The sequence below is a fragment of the Blastococcus saxobsidens DD2 genome (genome assembly GCF_000284015.1).
GTDB lineage: Bacteria > Actinomycetota > Actinomycetes > Mycobacteriales > Geodermatophilaceae > Blastococcus > Blastococcus saxobsidens_A.
This window is the reverse complement of the sequence record NC_016943.1, coordinates 3,882,228-3,900,537: the sequence shown is the minus strand read 5'-3', so window position 1 is coordinate 3,900,537 and position 18,310 is coordinate 3,882,228. Positions and strand designations below refer to the sequence as shown.

Genomic DNA, 18,310 nt, shown 5'->3' with positions numbered 1-18,310 from the left:
CCGTTCACACGGGCCCGTGCCGCCGCCCGTGCACGAACGTGGTGCCGACCGCGCCCCGGCGGCGGGCGCGGGCCTGCAGCAGCCCGGTGAGGTGCCGTTCCGCGGGCAGGGCGGTCCGGCGCAACGCCTGGCCCACGTACTCGCCGAGCAGCGCGCCCGCGGCCAGGGCCAGCCCGACCGTCACCGCGGTGCCGAGCAGCGTGATCCCGCCCAGGGTGTCGCCCTCGGTCAGCCGGCGCAGGCCGAGGTAGATCGTCAGGCCGGGCAGCAGCGGGATGATCCCCGCGGCCACGTACACCACGACGGGCACCTGCTGCCTGCGGGCCAGCACGTAGCTGCCGAGGCCGATGACCACCGCGGCGCTCGCCGACGCCAGGGTGGGGGAGAGGTCGAGCCGGTCCAGGCCGAGGAAGACGCCCCAGCCCAGCGCACCCGCGGCCGCGGTGGGCAGCAGCGTGCGTCGCGGCGCGTGGTTGGAGACGGCGAACGACGCCGAGGCCAGGGCGGCGGCGAACAACTGCAGCGGCACGTCCCCGATCCCGCTCACCTGCGGGTCCCAGATCTGCGCCGGGACCCCGAGGCGCACGCCGATCGACAGGGCGATCGCGACACCGCTGATGATCCCCGCGGTCAGGAGGAAGGTCTCGAACGCCCGCGCGCTCGCGGTGACGTAGAAGCCGGTGATGGCATCGTGCACCGCGCCGACCAGCGTCACTCCCGGTAGCAGCAGCACGATGCCGCCGGCGACGACGAGCGACGGGCGCACCCCGAGATCGGCGGCGACGAGCACCAGCGCCACCGACGTGGCGATCAGCCCGCCGGCGGCGTTCTGGAAGAACGTCGGTATCCCGCGGCGGCCGAGGGCGTCGATGGCCAGACCGACCAGCACGGTGGCGCCGAAGGCGGCGGCGGTCACGACGGCTCCCGCGCCCAGCAGCAGCGCCACGGCGGTGGCGAGCAGGGCGCGGGCCGCGGTCACGACCGGACGCCGGTAGGGGTGCCGCGCCGCCGCGACCATCAGCAGCCGGCGCTCGGCCTCCCGGGGGGTGATCCGGTCCTCGGTCAGCTCCGTGACGACGTCGTGGACGGCGGTCGCGCGGGAGTAGTCCAGCTCCCGCAGCTGCACCAGGCGCAGGCCGCTGATCGGCGCGGTATCGTCGGACGGCTGCCCCGACACGGTGATCGAGGTGAACGTGATGTCGCTCTCCACCCGCCGCAGCCCGCCGGCCCGGGCCACAGCGGAGCAGGTGGCCGTGACCTCCGCGGCGCTCGCACCGGCCGACAGCAGCAGCTCGCCGGCCCGGAGGGCGAGCTCCAGGGCCCGGTAGGCGTCCTGCGAAGCGGAGGGAGACGACGGCACCCGCCCACGATCCACGACCGGCCGGGCGCGGCGCTCGTGGGGGGTGGCACGCCGATCGTGGGACTACTCACCCTCCGTGAAGGTGCGCGGCTCGGCCGTATCGAGCACTCTGGAAGGTCGAGCGCGACCAAGCCCCGGTCGTCCCCGTGCTGCCGGCCACACCTGGCCGGCCCCAACTGGAGGAGTCGCTCTCCCGTGCGAAGAACATCAGCTGTCTTCTGGGCCTCGCTGGCCGTCGTCCTGCCCTTCGTGGTGTGGGGCGCGATCGCGCCGGCATCGCTGGACTCCGCCGCCGGAGCGACGCGGGCGTTCGTCGTCGACCGGTTCGGCTGGTTCTACCTGCTGACGGCGACGATCGTCCTGATCGCGGTGATCGTCGTGGCGGCGTCGCGGTGGGGCAAGGTCCGGCTGGGCCGGGACGGCGACGAGCCCGAGTACAGCACCACCGCGTGGTTCGCGATGCTCTTCAGCGCGGGCATGGGCATCGGCCTGGTGTTCTGGGGTGTCGCCGAGCCGGTGGCGCACTTCATGACCCCGGCCACGGCCGACCCCGAGACGACCGCGGCGGCACGGGACGCGCTGCGCTACTCGTTCTTCCACTGGGGCCTGCACCCGTGGGGCATCTACGCGGTCCTCGCGCTGGCGCTGGCCTACGCCCGGTTCCGGCGTGGTTGGAAGGCCACCATCAGCGGCGCACTGCGGCCGATCCTCGGGGACCGGGTCGACGGCCCCCTGGGCACCGTGGTCGACACCATCGCCGTGGTGGCCACCGTGTTCGGCGTCGCCACCTCCCTGGGCCTCGGCGCCGCGCAGGTCAACGGCGGGCTGGCCTCGCTCGACGACGGGTTCACCATCGGCTCCGGCACCCAGCTGCTCATCATCGCCGTCGTCACGGTGCTGTTCCTGGTCTCGGCACTCTCGGGCCTGAACCGGGGCATCAAGTGGCTCTCCACCGCCAACATGGTCCTGGCCGTGGGGCTGTTCGCCTTCGTGCTGTTCACCGCGTCGACCGGCCGGCTGGTCGGTGCCTTCACCACGACGCTGGGCAGCTACCTCGCCGAGCTGCCCGCGATGAGCCTGCAGACCGGGCCGTTCGACGCGGAGCGATCGGACTGGATCAACGGCTGGACCATCTTCTACTGGGCGTGGTGGATCTCCTGGTCGCCGTTCGTCGCGACCTTCATCGCGCGCATCTCCCGCGGCCGCACGATCCGCGAGTTCGTGATCGGCGTCCTCGGCGTGCCCACGCTGGTGAGCGGCCTGTGGTTCTCCGTCTTCGGAGGCGCCGGCATCCTCGCCCAGCAGGACGGGGCCGACCTGGCCTCCCAGCCGACCGAGTCGCAGCTGTTCGCCCTGCTCGACACGCTGCCCGGCGGCCTGATCGCCGGTATCGGCGCGATGATCCTGATCGTCACCTTCTTCGTGACCAGCGCCGACTCCGCCACCTTCGTGCTCGGGTCGCTGAGCACCCGGGGCGGGGCGGACCCGGCACGGTCGGTCACGGTGATCTGGGGTCTGGTCATCTCCGCTTCGGCGGCCGTGCTGCTGGTCAGCGGCGGCCTCGGCGGGGTGCAGACCGCGTCGATCGTCGCGGCCTTCCCGTTCGCGGTCGTGCTGCTGCTGGTGCTGGCGTCGCTGATCAAGGGGTTGCGCGACGAGCCGCGGCTGCCGAGGACCGAGGCAGCCGCTCCGCCGGTGGCGGCGGGGATGCCCGGCGTGCCGGTCGCCTCCGGGAACGGGGCGACGACCGCCGGGGCGGTTCCGGAACGGACCTGAGCGAGGGTGACGGGGTGGCCTGCGGCAGCCGTGGACGGTGGGGTACAGTGGTCCTATCGCCGCGGGGTGGAGCAGCTCGGTAGCTCGCTGGGCTCATAACCCAGAGGTCACAGGTTCGAATCCTGTCCCCGCTACCACGACGAAGACCCGGTCACCACGGTGACCGGGTCTTCGTGCTTCCGGCCCCGGGTCGCCCGCCTCCGGTGCATTGTGTGTCACCAGGATTCTCACTAGCGTTCGGTCATCGACCGCTGCTCTGGGAGGACGCCCGTGTCCGTCGGCACCGCACCCGGAACCGTTCCGCCGCCCCGCCGGGTGGGGGCCGCCGATCTCGGCATCGACCTCTCCGACCGGGACTTCTGGGCGCGCCCGCCGGCCGAGCGTCACGCGGTCTTCGACCGGTTGCGCCAGGAGCGCCCCTTCGCATTCTTCGCCGAGCCGCAGATCCCGTCGTTGCCGAGCGGGCCCGGCTACCACGCCGTCACCCGCTACGCGGACCTGGCGGCGATCAGCTCCCAGCCCGCGGTCTTCTGCTCGGGGGAGGGGGCGGTCTCCATCCAGGACATCCCGGCCGATCTGAACGAGTTCTACGGCTCGCTGATCAGCATGGACGACCCCCGGCACGCCAAGATCCGGCGCATCGTCGCCAAGACGTTCACCCCGCGCATGCTCGAGCGCGTGGTCGACTCGGTCGCGGGCATCGTCGACGACGTCCTCGCTGCCGTCCGTCGGAAGGCGGCCGAGGGGGACGGCACGTTCGACGTCGTCGCCGACCTGGCCGCGCCCATCCCGCTGCGGGTCATCTGCGACATGATGGGTGTCCCCGAGGAGGACCGGGCGATGGTCCTGGCCAAGTCGAACGTGATCCTCTCCGGCGGCGACCCGGAACTGGTGGAAGACGAGGACGACCCGCTCACCGGCGTGCTCATGGCCGGGATCGAGCTGGCCGGCCTGATGGAGCGGCTGGCCGCCGAGCGGGTGGAGCGGCCCACCGACGACCTCACCACGGCGCTGGTCACCACGGAGGTGGAGGGCGAGAAGCTCACCCACCAGGAGATCGCCTCGTTCTTCATCCTCCTGCTCGTGGCCGGCAACGAGACCACGCGCACCGCCATCTCCCAGGGGCTGCTGGCGCTGCAGGACCACCCCGAGCAGCGGGCCGCCTGGGTCGCCGACCCCGAACTCACCCGTACCGCCGTCGAGGAGATCGTGCGCTGGGCCAGCCCGGTGACCTGGATGCGCCGCACCGCGACCAGGGACGGCGAGCTGAACGGCCACCGGTTCTCCGCCGGCGACAAGTTCCTGCTGTTCTACGCCGCCGCGAACCGCGACCCGGAGGTGTTCGCCGACCCGCACCGGTTCGACCTGGCCCGCGACCCCAACCCGCACGTCGGATTCGGGTCCAAGGGGCCGCACTTCTGCCTCGGTGCCCACCTCGCCCGCCGGGAGCTCGCCGTCACCTTCGCCAAGGTGTTCGAGCAGCTGCCCGACCTGGAGGTCACCGGCCCCCCGGACCGGCTGCGTTCGTCGTTCGTCAACGGCCTCAAGCGGCTCCCGGCCCGGCTCACGGACGCCTCGTGAGCCGGCTGGAGGCCGATCTCGAGCGGTGCGTCGGAGCCGGGGCCTGCGAAGCGTTGATGCCCGACGTCTTCGAGGTGGGGGACGAGGGCACGGTGCAGATACTGCGCCCCCACCCGGCGGACGCCGAGGTGCGCGACGTCGAGGAGGCGGTGCGGCAGTGCCCGACCGGGGCCCTCCAGCTGGTGACGGAACAGCCGGCCCCCGCCGGCGGTTGACCGCAGCCATGGAGACCACAGTCACCGACGTCCCCGAGTCCGACCGCTTCGAGATCCGGGACGGCCAGCGCGTCCTGGGGATGGCCGCCTACCAGCGCCACGGCGACACCCTCGTGTTCACGCACACGGAGGTCGACCCCGACGCCGGGCAGTCCGGGCTGGGCAGCACCCTTGTCCGTGCCGCGCTCGACGAGGTGCGCTCGCGCGGCGGGTCGGTCGTGCCCCGCTGCTCGTTCGTCGCCGGCTGGATCGAGCGGCACCCCGACTACGCCGACCTGGTCGCCGACCAGGACCGCTGATCGCCCGTCCGTGGTCGCCCCCGGGGGAGGGAAGGCCACGGACCGGCGCCGTGCTCAGAGCACCTGCGAGCCGTACATCTCGCCCAGCGGGTCGGCGATCAGCTCGATGCGGGCGCCGTCGGGGTCCCGGAAGTAGACCGAGACGCCGCTGTGCACCTCGTGCTCGACGCCGGCATCGGTGAGCCGCTGCACCAGTTCCTCCCACCGCTGCGGTTCCACGCTGATCGCCATGTGGTGCAGGCCGCCCAGCACCTCGGCGTACGGGCCGACGCCCAGTCCAGGGAAGTCGAAGAAGGCCAGCAGGTTGCTGTTGCCGATGTCGAAGAAGAAGTGCGAGGAACCGGGGTAGTCGCGGTTCTCGATCAGCTCGGTCAGCGGGAAGCCGAGCACGTCCTGGTAGAAGCGCACCGTCCGCTCGACGTCGCTGCTGATCAGCGCGGTGTGGTGCAGGCCCCGGGCGGTCGACGCCGGCCGCTGCTCGGCCGGGCGCAGGTACGCCTCCCGGATGCGGGCGCGCTCGGCCTCCGACGCGGTCAGGTCACGGGTGTTCTCGGTGGTCACGGGGGAGATCCTCCTCGCTCGGGCTGCTGGCACCGACAACCGGCGGAGGCGTGATCTCGTTCCCCCCGCGCGCCGGGCGGCCGCCCGGCTGCGAGGGTGGAGGCCATGCGTGTCCTGGTGGCCGGGTGGTTCAGCTTCGACGAGGTGATCGCCACCGTCGGCGACGAGCTGGGGGCCGACGTCGTCGTCGGGTGGCTGACCGAGCTGGGCATCGACCACGACGTCGCGTGGGCGCCCTACCTGGGCCGCGGGGTGCACTGGCGGGACGTCGAACCCGCCGACTACACGCACCTGCTCTTCGTCACCGGCCCGGTCGGGAACCTGCCGCCGCTGCCGGAGCTGACCCGGGCGTTCGCGTCGGCGCGGCGTTGGGCCGTGAACGTGTCCGTCGTCGACGACGTCGCCCGGACGATGTTCGACGAGGTGTGGGAGCGGGACGCCCCCGGGATCACCCGACCCGACCTGGCCGTCGAGGGCCCGGAACCCGACGTCCCCGTCGTCGCCGTGGCGTTCGCCCCGGTGCAGGGTGAGTACGGCGACCGCAGCCGGGCCGACCGGGTGCGGGGGGTGATCGAGGAGTGGCTGGCGGCGCGGGCGCTGCCGTGGTTCCCCATCGACACCGACCTGTTCGACAAGCCGCATCCGCGCCGGCCGGCGCAGGTGGAGGCTCTGCTCCGGCGGTGCGACGTCGTGGTGAGCATGCGGCTGCACGGGCTGGTCCTCGGGCTCAAGAGCGATCGGCCGGTCATCGCGTGCGACCCCATCGACGGCGGCGCCAAGGTCACCGGTCAGGCGCGGGCGCTGGACTGGCCGCTGCTGCTGGCCGCCGACGACGTGACCCTCGAGGCGCTCGATGCGGCGCTGGCGCGCTGCCTGGCCGGGGAGTTCACCGGCCCGGTGGCGCACTCCCGGGTGCGGGGCGCCGCGGGCAACCGCGAGCTCCGGGAATGGCTCACCCGGCAGCTGGGGAGCTGAGCGGCCGCTGCGCGGCCGCGAACCGGCGCTCGACGTCGGCGGGGACCGCCCGTCGCTGGCGGAGGGCGGCCGGGAGTCGGCGGGCCCAGCCCCGCACCGCCGCCCGCGCCGCCGGATCACCGGCCGCCTGGCGGAGCAGCCGCGTGGTGGCCGAGAGCGCCACAGGCAGCGGCCGGCGGAGCCAGTCGACCAGCAGGTCGTTGCGGGTCTGCAGCGCCCAGCGTTCGGGGGAGACGACCACGGGGCCGGCGGGGTCGTGCCAGGCGACCACGTCGTCGGCGTAGACCTGCTGCCAGCCGGCCGCGGCCAGGTCGAGCGCGAGCAGGTGCTCCTCGCCGCCGAAGAACAGCAGCGGTGAGAAGCCGCCGACCGACAGGTACGCGTCGCGGCGGACGACCACGGCGAAGGCGGGATAGCTGAGCACGTCGGGCCCCGGATTGCCCGGGGTGGTGCCGAGGACGGCGGCGCGGTGCTTGCGCGACACGGCATCGAGCGAGCCGTCCGCGGCCAGCCGGACCCGGCCGGTGACCAGTGCGATGCCGGGGTGCGTGTCGAGCAGGTCGGTCGCCCGGTCCAGGGATCCCGGTGCCCACCACGAGTCGTCGTCGGCGAAGGCGACGTAGGGGGTTGCGGTGCGTCGTACGCCGACGGTGCGGGCGGCCGCCCCGGCGTTGGTGGGCAGCTCCACCACCACGACCGTGGGGTGCCGGTCGCGGACGGCGGCGGGGGTTCCGTCGGTGGAGCCGTTGTCGACGACGACGACCGGGGGTCCGCCGGCGTGCACGAGCCGGTCGAGCGATCGCAGCAGCGACGCCCGGCGGTTCCGCGTGGCGAGCACGATGCTGATCCGGGGAGCGGGCACGGACATCACCTGCCCGGCCGGGCAGTGGGGAATGCACCGGGTGTGCCGGCGGGGATGTCACATCCGCGGCGTCCCCGTACGGTGCGGAGATGATCCTGGAGCGGGCGGAACTGTCGGTGCGGCCCGGTCAGGAGGAGGCGTTCGAGCAGGCGTTCCGCGCGGCCACGGGCCTCATCTCCACGGTGCCCGGATTCGCCGGCCTCGCGCTGAGCCGGTGTCTCGAGCGGGAGAGCGTCTACCTGCTGCTGGTCCGGTGGGAGCGGTTGGAGGACCACACGGAGGGCTTCCGCGGGTCGGCCGGCTACCAGCAGTGGCGCCGGCTGCTGCACCACTTCTACGACCCGTTCCCGGTCGTGGAGCACTTCTCGCCGGTCTTGACCGCCGGCCATCCGGTGCCCTGAGCTCAGCTGAGCGCCCGGTCCAGGTCGGCCAGCAGATCCTCGACGTCCTCGATGCCCACCGAGAGCCGCACGAGGTCGGCGGGCACCTCCAGCGGTGAGCCGGCGGCGCTCGCGTGGGTCATCCGGCCGGGGTGCTCGATGAGCGACTCGACGCCGCCGAGGGACTCCGCGAGCGTGAACAGCCGGGTGCGCTCGCAGACCCGCAGCGCGGCCTCCTCGCCGTCGCGCAGCCGGAACGACAGCATCCCGCCGAAGCCGGACATCTGCCGCGCGGCGATCTCGTGCCCCGGGTGGTCGGGCAGCCCCGGGTAGAGCACCGAGGCCACCGCGGGATGGTCGAGCAGGAACTCGGCGATCCGGGCCGCGTTGGCGCAGTGCCGGTCCATCCGCACGCCGAGGGTCTTGATCCCGCGCATCAGCAGCCAGGCGTCGAAGGGGCCGTTCACCGCTCCCATGGCGTTCTGGTGGTAGGTGAGCCGCTCGGCCCAGTGCGCGTCGCTGGTCACCAGCGCTCCGCCGACGACGTCGGAGTGCCCGCCCAGGTACTTGGTGGTCGAGTGCACGACGACGTCGGCCCCGAGCGTCAGCGGCCGCTGCAGGTAGGGCGAGGCGAAGGTGTTGTCGACGACGAGCACGGTGCCGCTCTCGCGCGCGATCTGCGCCAGCGCGGCGATGTCGGCGATGTTGAGCAGCGGGTTGGTCGGCGTCTCGCACCAGACGACCCGGGTGGTCTCGGGCGCGACGGCCTCCCGGACGGCGTCCAGGTCGCCCAGGTCGATCGGCCGGTAGCCGACGCCCCAGGGCTCGAGCACCCGGGAGATCAGCCGGAACGTCCCGCCGTAGGCGTCGCCGCCCAGGACGATCTCGTCGCCCGGCCGGCAGAGGGTGCGCAGCAGGGTGTCCTCGGCGGCGAGGCCGGAGGCGAAGGTCAGGGCCGTGGTGCCCTGCTCCAGGGCCGCGAGCTGTTCCTGCAGCGCGGCACGGGTCGGGTTCCCGCTGCGGCTGTACTCGTAGCCGCCGCGCAGCCCGCCGACGCCGTCCTGCTTGTAGGTCGTCGTCAGGTGCAGCGGCGGGATGACCGCGCCGGTCGCGGGGTCGGGCTCCTGCCCGGCGTGGATGGCGCGGGTGTTGAATCCCGCGAGCTCGCTCATGAGTCGACCGTAGGCGCAGTCGCCGCGGGACGGTCGGCGATGTGCCCCAGCACGTCCTGCCGGGTGATCACGCCGGCGGGCTTGCCGTCGACGTGCACCAGCAGCGCGCCGGCCGAGCCCAGCTCGGCGACGGCCGACGTCACCGGCTCACCGGAGCCGATGATCGGCAGTGGCGGCGACATGTGCTTCTCCACCCGGTCGGCCAGCGTCGCGCGGCCGGTGAAGACGGCGTCCAGCAGGGTCTTCTCGTCCACCGAGCCGACGACTTCGCCGGCGGTGACCGGCGGCTCGGCACGCACCACCGGCAGCTGGCTGACGCCGTACTCCCGGAGGATGTCGATCGCGTCGCGGACGGTCTCGTTGGGATGGGTGTGCACCAGCGGCGGGGTCTCGCCGGACTTCGTGTGCAGCAACTCGCCCACGGTGGTGCCGGCGGTCGAGCCGAGGAAGCCGTAGTCCGCCATCCACGCGTCGTTGAAGATCTTGTTCAGGTAGCCGCGGCCGCCGTCCGCCAGCAGCACCACCAGGACGTCGTCCTCGGTGAGCCGCTCCGCCACGCGCAGCGCCGCCACCACCGCCATGCCGCAGGAACCACCGACCAGCAGACCCTCCTCGCGGGCCAGCCGGCGCGTCATGGCGAAGGAGTCGCCGTCGGAGACCGCGATGATCTCGTCGGCGACCTCCTGGTCGTAGGTGGACGGCCAGAAGTCCTCGCCGACGCCCTCCACCAGGTACGGGCGGCCGGTGCCGCCGGAGTACACCGACCCCTCCGGGTCGGCGCCGATGACCTGCACCCGGCCGTCGGAGACCTCCTTGAGGTACCGGCCGACGCCGCTGATCGTCCCGCCCGTGCCGGCGCCGGTGACGAAGTGGGTGATCCGCCCCTCGGTCTGCGACCAGATCTCCGGCCCGGTCGTCTCGTAGTGCGACTGCGGGTTGCTCGGGTTGGAGTACTGGTCGGGCTTCCAGGCGCCGGGGATCTCCCGGGTGAGCCGGTCGGACACCGAGTAGTAGGAGCGCGGGTCGGCCGGGTCGACGGCGGTCGGGCAGACCACCACCTCGGCCCCGTAGGCCTTGAGGACGTTGATCTTCTCCTGCCCGACCTTGTCGGGGCAGACGAAGATGCAGTGGTAGCCGCGCTGCTGGGCCACCAGTGCCAGGCCGATGCCGGTGTTGCCGCTGGTGGGCTCCACGATGGTGCCGCCGGGCTGCAGCTCACCGCTGGCCTCCGCGGCGTCGACCATGCGGACGGCGATCCGGTCCTTCACCGAGCCGCCGGGGTTGAGGTACTCGACCTTGGCCAGCACCAGCGGGGCGTGGGGGCCCAGCCCGCGGGTGACCGACGACAGCTTCACCAGCGGCGTGTTGCCGACCAGGTCGACGACGGACTCGGCGTACTGCACGGTGGCGTCCTCCTCGGACCCGGGGCGGCCTCGTCGCCGGCGCCCGGTTGCTGCCCATCCCATCAGACGGGCAGGTCAGGGCTTGAGGACCACCTTGTTGCTGGAGTCCTCCTTGTCGCGGAACATCCGGTAGGCCTGCGGGGCCTGCTCCAGCGGCAGGGTGTGCGAGACGACGAAGCTCGGGTCGATGTCGCCGTTCCGGATCCGCTCGTACAGCGGCTTCAAGTACCGCTGCACGTGCGCCTGGCCGGTCCGCACCGTCAGTGACCGGTTCATCAGCGAACCGATCGGGAACTTGTCCATGAGCCCGCCGTAGACTCCGACGATCGAGACCGTCCCGCCGTTCTTCACCGCGAGGATCGCCTCGCGCAGCGCGTGCGGCCGCTCGGTCTCCAGCATGGTGGCCTGCTTGGCCCGGTCGTAGGCGTTGATCGCGGTGCTCGGGTGGTGGGCCTCCATCCCGACGCAGTCGATCGCGGCGTCCGGCCCGCGCCCGGCGGTGAGCTCCTGCAGGGCGTCGAGGACGTCGACGTCCTCGTAGTCGAGGACGTCGGTGGCGCCGGCCTCCTTCGCCTTGTCCAGCCGGTAGTCGAACCGGTCGATGGCGATGACCCGCTCGGCGCCGAGCATCTTCGCGCTGGCGACGGCGAACTGCCCGACCGCACCCGCGCCCCAGACGGCGACGACGTCACCGGGGGAGATGTCGCAGTTATCCGCACCCATGTAGCCGGTGGGGAAGACGTCGGTGAGGAACAGGACCTGCTCGTCTGTCAGGTCGTCGTCGACCTTCAGCGGGCCGACGTCGGCGAACGGGACGCGGGCGTACTCGGCCTGGCCACCGGGGTAGCCGCCCATCATGTGCGAGTAGCCGAAGATGCCGCACGGCGCGTGGCCCATCACCTTCTCGGCGATCCGGGCGTTGGGGTTGGAGTTCTCGCAGACGGAGAACAGCCCCTTCTGGCAGGCGACGCAGTTGCCGCAGGAGATCGGGAACGGGACGACGACCCGGTCACCGACCTTCAGGTTGCCGACGCCCTTGCCGAGCTCCACCACCTCGCCCATGAACTCGTGACCGACGATGTCGCCCTTGCGCATCGTCGGGATGAAGCCGTCGTACAGGTGCAGATCCGACCCGCAGATCGCGGTGGAGCTGATCTTCACGATCGCGTCGCGGTCGTTGAGGATCTGCGGGTCGGGGACCTCGTTGACCTCGATGTGGTTCTTGCCCATCCACTGGGTGGCGCGCACGGGGGTGTCCTTCCGGAGACGGGTCGGGGTCAGGAGCGGGGCGCCGCGGGGCGCTGGGCGGCGAGCCGCCCCGCCTCCAGGCCGTGCGGTGTGCCCTCGGAGCGGACCACGTGCCCGGTCTCGAGCACCTGCTTGAAGCGGGTGAGGTCGTCGCGCACCTGCTGCTCCGGGGACTCCCCGAACAGCCCGGCGACGACCTTGCCGAGCCGGCCGCCCGGCTGGGCGTAGGCCAGCCGGACCCGCACCTCGGTGCCTCGCCCGCCGGGGGCCGGGCGGAATCCCACCGATCCGGCGTTCTCGATGCCGGCGCCGGGCAGCGAGCGCCAGCGGATGAGCTCGCCGGGGGAGTCCTCGACCACCTCGGCGTCCCACTCGACCGAGAGCTTCCCGGGCGCCTCGGCGACCCAGTGCGAGCGCGCACCGCCATCCAGCGTGCGGACCTCGCGCACGTGCGCCATGAACTCCGGCAGGTGGGCGAAGTCGCGCCAGTACCGGTAGACCTCCTCCGGCGTCCTGTTCACCGTGGTGGCCGCGGAGACGTCGATCGCGCCCTTCCACGGGGCGGACCCGGGGAGCAGCTCCCGGGTGGAGCTCCGGCTGCCCGAGCGGCGTGAGCGCGCCGCGGTGAGCAGGTCGAGGGCCGCCAGCCCGGCGACGGCGGCGGTGGCGTTGCGCAGCCGCCGTCCGCGGTCGCCGCTCCGGTGCGACAGCGCGATCCCCATCGCGGTGAGGTCCACGGCGTCGCCGGCGACGCGCGTCCAGGCCCAGCCGGGGCGGCCGGCCAGCAGCGGAAGGGCGTGCAGCAGCTCGCGGGCGCCGACCAGGGGGATCACCGACAGCGCGGTGGCCGAGTCGTCCACGCCGGACACCCGGGCGACGCCCTTCGGGTCACGCAGCATGGCCACGCCGAGGCCGGTGCTGGCCAGACCCAGGACGCGGGCGGTGCGGCGCAGGCCGGGGCGGCTGCGGCTGGAACTCATGGGGGCCCTCCGGTTCGGTCGGTGCCCGGACCGCCTACCCGTGGGGTGGAGGAGGAAACGGCCGGTGGCGGCCCCGGTGCGCGGCGGACGAGGATGCGGCCCATGCCTGCTTCCCTCCCGCCCGTCGGTACCCGCACGCTCGGCCGGACCGGACCCACGGTCTCCTCGCTGGGTCTGGGCTGCATGGGGATGAGCCAGATGTACGGCCCCGCCGACCGCACCGAGTCGATCGCGACCGTCCACCGGGCGCTCGACCTCGGCGTCACCTTCCTGGACACCTCCGACGTCTACGGCAGCGGCCACAACGAGGAGCTCGTCGGCGAGGCGATCGCCGGCCGCCGGGACGAGGTGCAGCTGGCCACCAAGTTCTCCCTCGCCCGCACCGCGGACGGGGGCATGACGATCGACGGCCGGCCGGAGAACGTGCGCGCCTGCGCCGAGGCGAGCCTGCGCCGGCTGGGCGCCGACGTCATCGACCTCTACTACCAGCACCGCGTCGATCCCCGGATCCCGATCGAGGACACCGTGGGCGCCATGGCCGAGCTCGTGCAGCAGGGGAAGGTGCGCCACCTCGGGCTCTCCGAGGCCAGCGCCGCCTCGATCCGGCGAGCGGTGGCGGTGCACCCGATCGCCGCGTTGCAGAGCGAGTGGTCGCTGTGGACCAGGGACATCGAGGGTGAGGTCCTCGGCGTCGCCCGGGAGCACGGCATCGGCATCGTGCCGTTCAGCCCGCTGGGCCGTGGGTTCCTCACCGGGGCGATCACCAGCCCGGCCGACTTCGGCGACGGCGACTGGCGCCGCAACCATCCGCGGTTCACCGGCGCGGCCTTCGCGGCCAACCTGCGCCTGGTGGAGGCCGTCCGCGCGCTGGCGACGGAGAAGGGGGGAACGCCCGGCCAGCTAGCGCTGGCGTGGGTGCTGGCGCAGGGCGACGACGTCGTCCCGATCCCCGGCACCAAGCGGCGGAGCTACCTGGAGGAGAACGTCGGCGCGGCGGGCATGGAGCTCTCCGCCGACGACCTCGCCCGGCTGGACGTCATCGCGCCACCGGGGGCCGCGGCAGGAGGACGTTACGTCGACGCCGGCTACGCCTACGGCGACAGCCCGGAGCGGGCCCGGTGAACGCAGCCGCGCGCGGGCCGGTGCGGGGCCGCCGGTGAACGGCCTGTTCCTCGGCGCGGACCTGGGGACCAGCGGCCTGGAGGTCGTCGCGCTGGACGCCGGCGGCGGCCTGGTCGCCGAGGCGGAGGCCGGGTAGCGGTGGAGCCGTCCCGGACCTGATCAGGACGGCGGGACCGGCGGGGCGGAGGTCAGCGGGTGGACCGTCTCGGGCAGCCCCAGCCGCTCCAGGGCGGCGTCGTGCAGCTTCCCGTTGCTGGCCAGCGCACTCCCGCCGGCCGGACCGGGCGCCCCGGTGACGTCGGTGAACCGGCCACCGGCCTCCCGCACGATCACGTCCAGTGCCGCGAGGTCCCACAGCGACACCTCGGGTTCGCAGGCGATGTCCACCGCGCCCTCGGCGAGCAGCACGTAGCTCCAGAAGTCGCCGTAGGCGCGGGTGCGCCAGACCGAACGGGTCAGGTCGAGGAACCCGTCGAGCCCGCCGCGCTGCTCCCATCCGGAGAGGCTGGAGTAGCTGAGGCTGGCGTCCTCGAGGCGCGCGACCTCCGAGACGTGGCAGCGGGTGGCCGACTCCAGCCGGCGCCCGGTCCAGGCGCCGACGTCCTTGGCCGCCCACCAACGGCGGTTCAGGGCCGGCGCGGAGACCAGCCCGACCACCGGCTCGTCCCCGTCGAACAGCGCGATGAGCGTGGCCCACACCGGGACGCCCCGGACGAAGTTCTTCGTGCCGTCGATCGGGTCGAGCACCCAGCGGCGGGATCCGTGGCCGGTGGTGCCGAACTCCTCGCCCAGCACCGCGTCGCGCGTGCGGGCCCGGCCGAGGGTGATCCGCAGCTGCTCCTCGACCGCGCGGTCGGCGTCGGTCACCGGCGTCAGATCCGGCTTGGTCTCGACGGTGAGGTCCTGGGCCTTGAAGCGGTCCAGGCTGATCGAGTCGGCCTGGTCGGCCAGCACGTGTGCCAGCCGCATGTCCTCTGAGTAGCCCCGACCCGACGTCATGGGCACCGAACCTAGCGGGCGGTCACTCGAAGACCGCGGAACTGACGCCGCTGGGGCCCTCGTACTCCCGGTCCTCGATGCCTCGGAGCGCCGCGAGCACCTGGTCGTCGCCGCCGTGCTGCTCGGCGTGCGCGACGATGTCGTCCTTGCTCGCCGGGTAGTCGATGCCGGACAGGGCCTTCTGGATGTCGATGGGGCTGACCATGCCCGGTCCCTACCCGGCCCCGCCCCGTCGACGCACCGATTACCGTCGGCTGCGTGGAGGCAGCGACGATCGTGGGGCTGCTGGCCGACCCGGTGCGACTGAAGGTGGTGGCGGCCCTGGCGCTGGGCGCGGGCACCATCGAGCAGGTCGCCGACGCCTCCGGCCTGTCGCTGAAGGAGGTCGCGCTCGCCGCCCGGCGGCTGGCCCGGGCCGGCCTGGTGCACCGGGACGGGCGCCTGCTCGTGCTGCACACCGAGCGGTTCGGCGCCGCTGCCCGCGCCGCCGCCGAGGCCGCTCCGGCACCGGAGCCGCTGTCCGACGACCCGGCGGCCGACGCGGTCTTGTCGGCCTTCGTCCGGGACGGCCGGCTCACCTCGATCCCGTCGCAGCGCAGCAAGCGGCTGGTCGTCCTCGACCACCTGGTGCGGGTGTTCGATCCCGGTGTCCGGTACCCCGAGCGGGAGGTCAACGCGCTGCTGGCCGTCTGGCACCCCGACGTCGCCGCGCTCCGCCGCTACCTGGTCGACGAGGGCCTGCTCAGCCGGGACTCGGGCGTCTACTGGCGCAGCGGCGGCTACGTCGAGGTCTAGCTAGATCGCACGCCCCCGAGATGCGCCGGAAGCCGCTCTCGGTGGCCCCGGAGACCGGCATGCGCCGCATCTCGACGAGTCGACACGTCGGCCTGTCGCCGAATCGCCTCGACGGCCACGCCGCGATCCGCGCACACTCGCCGCGTGCCCACCCCGTCTCCCGACGCCTTCGCCGCCCTCGCGCGTTCCTCGCCGTGGCGGTGGAACACGCTGCGCTGCACGGTGCGCTGGCCCGGCGATCCCTGGAAGACCGGCCGGCTGCGGGCGTGGCTGCGTCGGCCGGACGTGCTGCGGGTGGAGACGATCGACGGCGCGCTGCTGCAGGTGGTCCGGGAGCCGCAGAGGGATGCGGTACCGGAGCCAGGATGCCGGCCGGACGGACTGGTGGCGGAGCGGCGTCGCGCGTGGGACCACTCTCTCGACGACCCGATGCACCAGGACTACCACTGGGTGGCGATGCTCGACCCGGTGGAGCTGGGCGACGGACGCGATCCGGACACCGAGGTGCTGGTGCCCGCGCTGGAGCTGGAGTCCGTGGCGGAGGTCGAGCACGCCGGGCGGCCGACGTGGGAGGCCTTCGTCCGGCCGACCGACGCCTACGAGCCGCGCTGCGGCTGCTGCCCCCTGCTGCGCACGCGGGTCGTCGACCTGGCCGAGTTCGGCGCCGGCGGCCGGCACCTGCTCGATGCGTACCCCGACGCCTTCCGGGTGCGGCTGGACGTGCAGACCGGTGTCTGTGTGCTGACGGAGGCGCTCGGCGGCGACGTCGCGGGGCGGGGTCACGAGCTGCGGATCGAGGCGGTCGACGAACCGATGGCCGACGACCTGTTCACCGAGCCCCGTCGAGGGATCCTCCGCCGCCGCGGCTGGAGCACCTACCCCTGAGGAGCCCGGCGCGAGCGTGCGAGCCGTGGGGGCAGGGAGGTCCTTCTGGCGCCGAGTACGGGCCGCCGAGCTGCCCGTGCGTCCTGCGAAGGTCCGGCCGGGGCGGAAAAGTGTCGTAGGCTGGCCGTAGCTTGTCGGTGTGTCCCGGATGTCCGGCTCCTCGACCGTCGAGGGCGTGCTGATCGACTGGTCGCTTGACCAGCCGATCGCCCCGTCGCGGCTGCCGGTGGCGTTGCTGTCGAGGGAGCAGGCCGCCGCGGAGCTCGCCCAGCACCAGCGCCGGCAGGCGATGGCTGCCGCCTATGAGGCGGAGCTGATCCTTCGGCTGGCTGAGCTGACCTCGGATGAGCACGATCCGCCGGCCGGTACTCGCGGGGCGCGCAGACCCGGGTGGGTGGCCGGACACGATCCGGCGGGGGTCAGTGAGTTCTTCGCCGGAGAGCTGGCGCTGGTGCTCAACCGCGGCCGCGGCACCGCCAACCACCGGCACCACCGGGCCCAGGTATGGCGCGACAGCCTGCCCGCCACCTACCGTGCCCTCTCCCGGGGAGAGCTGGACGAGGCGCGCGCGGCGGCGCTCGCGGACGTGCTCGGGCACACCAGCCCCGAGCTGGCGCGGGCGGTCGAGGACCTGCTGCTGCCCGACGCGGTCGACCTGTCGGTGGCCAAGCTGAAGGCCCGCGCGCTGGAGCTCCTGCTCGAGCTGGACGCCGCAGCGGCCGAGGAGCGTCGCGAGCAGGCCAAGCGCTGTGCGGACGTCTTCCTGCAGCCCGGGCAGGACGGCATGGCGACCCTGGGCGCGGAACTGTCGGCCGATGAGGCGGCCGAGGCCTACGCAGTGATCAACGAGCTGGCGACGATGGCGAAGGCCGACGGCGACGACCGTCCGATCGCCCAGATCCGCACCGAGCTGTTCTCCCTGCTGCTACGCCGCCCCGGCGGGCACGACCAGCCCGACGTCGCCGCAGATCTGAGGATCACCGCCACGCTCGAGTCCCTCCAGGGCGCTGCCACGCAGGCGGGATCGGTGAACGGGCTGGCGATCACCGCCGCGCACGCCCGCGACCTGCTCGCCCGGATCGGTGCCCTGGGCTTGCAGACCCCACCCGGCGGCAGCCTGACGTTCGCCATCACCGACGCGGACGGCCGGCTGCTGGCCACCACCACGGTGACCGAACTGCTGCGGGTGGCCAAGAACGGCTGCGCCGAACATCCGGGCGAAAGCTGCGGCTGCCCGGTGATCGGCAGTCCCCCGGACTCGGATGGCTACGAGCCGACCAGCCGGCAGGAGGCGTTCGTCACGACCCGGGACCGCACCTGCCGGATGCCCAACTGCGGGCAGCGGGTGGGCTGGGCCGATCTGGACCACGTCATCCCGCACTCCCGCGGCGGTGCGACGACGTGCGCGAACCTCTGCTGCCTGTGCCGCTCCGACCACCGGCTGAAGACCTTCGCCCGCGGCTGGCGCTTCATCATGGACCCGGACGGCACCCTGCACGTCACCACCCCCACCGGGATCACCCGCACGACCAGGCCACCAGGCCTGCGGAGACCCCAGTCCGAGCCGCCACCGGAGCCGAAACGGGAGCCGCCACCGGCCGAACCGGACGGCGAACCACCGCCGTTCTAGTGCCGCGGCTCGGAACCTTCGCCCCGTAGTAGGGAGCACGGGAAGGGTCCCAATGGAGGGTCAGAGT

Annotated in this window: 19 protein-coding genes and 1 tRNA gene; 11 read left to right on the top strand and 9 right to left on the bottom strand. The window is 73.2% G+C overall.

The window, feature by feature from the left end; genetic code table 11:
• Positions 1 to 4: 4 nt before the first annotated feature.
• The gene (locus tag BLASA_RS18450) at positions 5 to 1,360 is read right to left on the bottom strand and encodes a threonine/serine ThrE exporter family protein (RefSeq protein WP_014377736.1); all 1,356 of its coding nucleotides are present in this window, start codon (positions 1,358 to 1,360) and stop codon (positions 5 to 7) included.
• Positions 1,361 to 1,555: 195 nt separating this feature from the next.
• On the opposite strand from BLASA_RS18450, the gene BLASA_RS18445 reads away from it, so the two are divergent.
• The 5 genes from BLASA_RS18445 (at position 1,556) to BLASA_RS18425 (ending at position 5,231) form a co-directional block, all read left to right on the top strand.
• A complete protein-coding gene (locus BLASA_RS18445; protein WP_014377735.1) occupies positions 1,556 to 3,136 on the top strand; it encodes a BCCT family transporter in 1,581 nt (526 codons plus the stop codon).
• Positions 3,137 to 3,196: 60 nt separating this feature from the next.
• A tRNA-Met gene (locus tag BLASA_RS18440) sits at positions 3,197 to 3,273 on the top strand.
• Positions 3,274 to 3,406: 133 nt separating this feature from the next.
• Complete coding sequence (locus tag BLASA_RS18435; RefSeq protein ID WP_014377734.1) at positions 3,407 to 4,717, top strand: cytochrome P450; 1,311 nt, start codon at positions 3,407 to 3,409, stop codon at positions 4,715 to 4,717.
• On the top strand, positions 4,714 to 4,932 hold the full coding sequence (locus BLASA_RS18430) for a ferredoxin (RefSeq protein ID WP_014377733.1): 219 nt from the start codon (positions 4,714 to 4,716) through the stop codon (positions 4,930 to 4,932). Before BLASA_RS18435 ends, BLASA_RS18430 begins: the two co-directional genes overlap by 4 nt.
• Before the next feature lie 8 nt (positions 4,933 to 4,940).
• Positions 4,941 to 5,231, top strand: a complete 291-nt coding sequence (locus tag BLASA_RS18425) for a GNAT family N-acetyltransferase (protein WP_014377732.1) — start codon at positions 4,941 to 4,943, stop codon at positions 5,229 to 5,231.
• 54 nt (positions 5,232 to 5,285) lie between these two features.
• Here BLASA_RS18425 and BLASA_RS18420 read toward each other — a convergent pair whose 3' ends face one another.
• Positions 5,286 to 5,792, bottom strand: coding sequence for a VOC family protein (locus tag BLASA_RS18420; RefSeq protein WP_014377731.1), 507 nt, complete (start codon positions 5,790 to 5,792; stop codon positions 5,286 to 5,288).
• A gap of 105 nt (positions 5,793 to 5,897) precedes the next feature.
• Here BLASA_RS18420 and BLASA_RS18415 point away from each other — a divergent pair, with 105 nt between their 5' ends.
• A complete protein-coding gene (locus BLASA_RS18415; protein ID WP_014377730.1) occupies positions 5,898 to 6,767 on the top strand; it encodes a polysaccharide pyruvyl transferase family protein in 870 nt (289 codons plus the stop codon).
• Here the strand turns inward: BLASA_RS18415 and BLASA_RS18410 are convergent.
• Positions 6,745 to 7,635 (bottom strand): glycosyltransferase, encoded by an 891-nt coding sequence (locus tag BLASA_RS18410; protein WP_041775842.1) that lies wholly within the window; start codon positions 7,633 to 7,635, stop codon positions 6,745 to 6,747. The two genes, BLASA_RS18415 and BLASA_RS18410, sit on opposite strands and share 23 nt — an antisense overlap.
• 83 nt (positions 7,636 to 7,718) lie before the next feature.
• Here BLASA_RS18410 and BLASA_RS18405 point away from each other — a divergent pair, with 83 nt between their 5' ends.
• Positions 7,719 to 8,030, top strand: a complete 312-nt coding sequence (locus BLASA_RS18405; protein WP_014377728.1) for an antibiotic biosynthesis monooxygenase family protein — start codon at positions 7,719 to 7,721, stop codon at positions 8,028 to 8,030.
• Between the two features lie 2 nt (positions 8,031 to 8,032).
• Here BLASA_RS18405 and BLASA_RS18400 read toward each other — a convergent pair whose 3' ends face one another.
• From BLASA_RS18400 to BLASA_RS18385, 4 genes are all read right to left on the bottom strand, one after another.
• Complete coding sequence (locus BLASA_RS18400; RefSeq protein WP_014377727.1) at positions 8,033 to 9,181, bottom strand: cystathionine gamma-synthase; 1,149 nt, start codon at positions 9,179 to 9,181, stop codon at positions 8,033 to 8,035.
• Positions 9,178 to 10,584 (bottom strand): cystathionine beta-synthase, encoded by a 1,407-nt coding sequence (locus BLASA_RS18395; RefSeq protein ID WP_014377726.1) that lies wholly within the window; start codon positions 10,582 to 10,584, stop codon positions 9,178 to 9,180. Before BLASA_RS18395 ends, BLASA_RS18400 begins: the two co-directional genes overlap by 4 nt.
• Positions 10,585 to 10,659: 75 nt before the next feature.
• Positions 10,660 to 11,832, bottom strand: a complete 1,173-nt coding sequence (locus BLASA_RS18390) for a zinc-dependent alcohol dehydrogenase (protein ID WP_014377725.1) — start codon at positions 11,830 to 11,832, stop codon at positions 10,660 to 10,662.
• A gap of 29 nt (positions 11,833 to 11,861) precedes the next feature.
• Positions 11,862 to 12,812 carry an SRPBCC family protein gene (locus BLASA_RS18385; protein ID WP_014377724.1) on the bottom strand — a complete coding sequence of 317 codons (951 nt, stop codon included), beginning with the start codon at positions 12,810 to 12,812 and terminating at the stop codon, positions 11,862 to 11,864.
• A 102-nt stretch (positions 12,813 to 12,914) separates the two neighbouring features.
• Between BLASA_RS18385 and BLASA_RS18380 the strand changes: the two genes are divergently transcribed.
• Positions 12,915 to 13,934 carry an aldo/keto reductase gene (locus BLASA_RS18380; protein ID WP_041775841.1) on the top strand — a complete coding sequence of 340 codons (1,020 nt, stop codon included), beginning with the start codon at positions 12,915 to 12,917 and terminating at the stop codon, positions 13,932 to 13,934.
• 159 nt (positions 13,935 to 14,093) lie between these two features.
• On the opposite strand, the gene hisN is transcribed toward BLASA_RS18380, so the two are convergent.
• Both hisN and BLASA_RS18370 read right to left on the bottom strand, forming a co-directional pair.
• Positions 14,094 to 14,903, bottom strand: coding sequence for a histidinol-phosphatase (gene hisN / locus BLASA_RS18375; protein WP_331371031.1), 810 nt, complete (start codon positions 14,901 to 14,903; stop codon positions 14,094 to 14,096).
• A 52-nt stretch (positions 14,904 to 14,955) separates the two neighbouring features.
• Positions 14,956 to 15,138, bottom strand: coding sequence for a DUF2795 domain-containing protein (locus BLASA_RS18370; RefSeq protein WP_014377720.1), 183 nt, complete (start codon positions 15,136 to 15,138; stop codon positions 14,956 to 14,958).
• Between the two features lie 53 nt (positions 15,139 to 15,191).
• On the opposite strand from BLASA_RS18370, the gene BLASA_RS18365 reads away from it, so the two are divergent.
• The 3 genes from BLASA_RS18365 (at position 15,192) to BLASA_RS18355 (ending at position 18,243) form a co-directional block, all read left to right on the top strand.
• The gene (locus BLASA_RS18365) at positions 15,192 to 15,728 is read left to right on the top strand and encodes a DUF2087 domain-containing protein (RefSeq protein WP_014377719.1); all 537 of its coding nucleotides are present in this window, start codon (positions 15,192 to 15,194) and stop codon (positions 15,726 to 15,728) included.
• 144 nt (positions 15,729 to 15,872) lie between these two features.
• Positions 15,873 to 16,613 (top strand): hypothetical protein, encoded by a 741-nt coding sequence (locus BLASA_RS18360; RefSeq protein ID WP_014377718.1) that lies wholly within the window; start codon positions 15,873 to 15,875, stop codon positions 16,611 to 16,613.
• Between the two features lie 148 nt (positions 16,614 to 16,761).
• Entirely contained in the window at positions 16,762 to 18,243 is a 1,482-nt protein-coding gene (locus BLASA_RS18355) for an HNH endonuclease signature motif containing protein (RefSeq protein ID WP_014377717.1), read from the top strand.
• Positions 18,244 to 18,310: the final 67 nt, after the last annotated feature.